Origin of the sequence: Microbispora amethystogenes, from assembly GCF_016863015.1 — a bacterium.
Classification (GTDB): domain Bacteria; phylum Actinomycetota; class Actinomycetes; order Streptosporangiales; family Streptosporangiaceae; genus Microbispora; species Microbispora amethystogenes.
On record NZ_BOOB01000159.1, the window covers coordinates 1 to 620 of the forward strand.

The 620-nt window shown below is 70.5% G+C and carries 1 protein-coding gene; it reads left to right on the top strand.

Going from position 1 to position 620, the window contains the following annotated elements:
* Nucleotides 1-620: condensation domain-containing protein (locus Mam01_RS36160; RefSeq protein ID WP_239101893.1), on the top strand; the 620-nt coding region annotated here is incomplete at both ends.

The window sequence follows — 620 nt, forward strand, 5'->3', positions numbered from 1 at the left end:
GGGCCGGGTGCGGGAGACCGACCTGGCCGCCTACGCCCACCAGGACATCCCCTTCGAACGCCTCGTGGACGAACTGAACCCGTCACGTTCCCTGTCCCGCAACCCGCTCTTCCAGGTGATGCTGTCCCTGCAGAACCTGCCGGAGGCACAGGGCCAGTGGGACCTGCCTGGCCTGCACGCCGAGCCGCTGCCGGGCGGGTCGATCCAGGCGGCGGCCAAGTTCGATCTCTCTGTGACCTTGGTCGAGCGACGTGACGACGGCGAGCCCTCGGGCCTCGGGGGCATCATCCAGTACGCCGCCGACCTGTTCGACGAGGTCACCGCTCAGGCGCTCGCCCAGCGGTTGGTGCGGGTGCTGGAGCAGGTGGCCTCCGACCCCGACGTCCGGCTCAGCCAGATCGATGTGCTGGAGGAGTCCGAGCGGCGGTCGGTGGTAGAGGAGTGGAACGCCACCGCCACGCCGGTGGCGGCGGGGACGGTGCTGGACCGGTTCCAGGAGTGGGCCGATCGTTCGCCGGATGCGGTGGCGGCGTGGTGCGACGGGGTCGGCGTGTCCTATCGGGAGGTGGAGGAGGCGGCCAACCGTCTCGCCTCCTACCTGCGCGAGTTGGGCGTGAGCA